Below are 2,050 nucleotides of genomic sequence, written 5' to 3'. Positions count from 1 at the left end.
CCGGTATATCCGACTATTTTCAAAACCTTTGTTTTGCCATTACTTTATGGAATGGTAAAGATAAAATTTTAAAAGAACGGCTTTTTGGTGTGGGCAATTACGATGGTAACCATGGCGAAGATGTAAAGGAATTATATTATTACCAGGATAATATTCCCACACATTATTACATGGAGTATTTGTATAAGTATCCGCAAAACAAATTTCCATACAGCGATCTTTTAAATACCAACCGCAACAGAAGTAAACTGGAACCTGAGTATGAAATTTTAGATACCGGCGTTTTTAAAAACGATGAATATTTTGATGTAAAAGTTACCTACGCCAAACAAAGCCCCACCGACATTTATATTAAAATTGATATTACCAACCGCAGTACCAAAGATGCACCGGTAACACTGTTGCCTACTTTATGGTTTTACAACCGCTGGGTTTTTACACCTGATGAACCCAAGCCTTTAATCAGTTTGATAAATAAAACCTCTGTTGCTGTAAAACATCACCGGCTGGGGAATTATTTTTTTTATTTTCAAAAACCCAATGATTGTTTATTTACAGAAAACGAAACCAATTTAAATAAATTAAACGGCGAAGAAAATACAATACCTTTTACAAAAGATGCTTTTCATGATGCTGTAATAAATGGTACCAATAAAATAAAACTCAGTGCAAAAAAAGAAGGCACTAAATTTTCGCCGGTGTACGAATTGAATGTTGCAGCGGGAGCAACAAAAACAATTTACTGCAGGCTTGCCAACACCGCCGATGAAAAACCTTTTTCTTTAGGTTTTGAAAAAATATTTACAGTAAGAAAAGAAGAAGCCGATGATTTTTACAAAGCGATTTTGCCTAATGATATTTCGGACGATTTAAAAAATATACAACGCAAAGCCCTTGCAGGTTTATTGTGGAGTAAACAGTATTATCATTTTGATGTGGAGAGCTGGCTTACCGGCACCGATGGTATAACGCCGGTTAACAGCAGTAAATTAATGGGAAGAAACAGCGACTGGACACACCTTAAAAACCAGGATGTAATTGCAATGCCCGATAAATGGGAGTATCCCTGGTACGCCGCATGGGATCTGGCTTTTCATTGCATTTCTCTTGCTATGGTAGATGTGGTTTTTGCAAAGCACCAGCTGCAGTTAATAATGAGGGAATGGTATATGAAACCCGATGGGCAGTTACCGGCTTACGAATGGAATTTTAGTGATGTAAACCCGCCGGTGCAGGCATGGGCCGCTATGGAAATTTACCGAATAGAAAAAGAAACTTACGGTGAAGGCGACGTGGTTTTTTTAAAAAGGGTTTTTCAAAAACTGCTCATCAATTTTACCTGGTGGATAAACCGTAAAGACCGTAATGGCAATAATATTTTTGAAGGCGGATTTTTGGGGTTGGATAATATTGGTGTGTTTAACCGCAGTCATCATTTTGCCAACGAAATGCAATTAGAACAGGCCGATGGTACCAGCTGGATGGGCATGTATGCATTGAACATGATGGATATGGCAATAGAAATTTCCCGCCACGATATTGCATTTGAAGATTCGGCTACAAAGTTTTTCGAACACTTTGTATTTATATCCGAATCGCTTAACAGCCACGCCATGTGGAACGACGAAGACAAATTTTTTTACGATACTTTATGTATTGCCGGTGCCGATCCGTTGCCTTTGCGGATACAAAGTATTGTGGGGCTTACCAGTTTGTTTGCAGTAAGTACTATTGATAAAGATATATTTGATAAACTGCCCGATTTTAAAAAACGTATTGACTGGTTTGAAAATTACCGAAAAAAAAATAATCGCTTTTGGCCCAATGAAGAACGTAGTGACAGCGATGAAATTTTAATTTCGCTGGTACAAAAAGACAGGCTGATATTTTTATTAAACCGTTTACTGCACGAAGAGGAGTTTTTATCAGGCGGTGGCATCAGGGCTTTATCAAAATACCACGAAGCTAATCCGTACTCGGTAACTGTTGATGGAGAAGTGTACAGCATTCAGTACGACCCCGGCGACTCTACCAGTAATCTTTTTGGCGG

The 2,050-nt window shown here is 38.2% G+C and carries 1 protein-coding gene; it reads left to right on the top strand.

Annotated features, from left to right (window positions below):
• The coding region (locus tag ACY65O_RS17860; RefSeq protein ID WP_462222219.1) for an MGH1-like glycoside hydrolase domain-containing protein at positions 1–2,050 on the top strand (2,050 nt) is incomplete at both ends.

Source organism: Ferruginibacter sp. (assembly GCF_031430955.1).
In the GTDB taxonomy this organism is placed as follows: Bacteria; Bacteroidota; Bacteroidia; order Chitinophagales; family Chitinophagaceae; genus Ferruginibacter.
The sequence above is the reverse complement of the archived record's forward strand: the minus strand, read 5'-3'. Positions and strand labels throughout refer to the sequence as shown.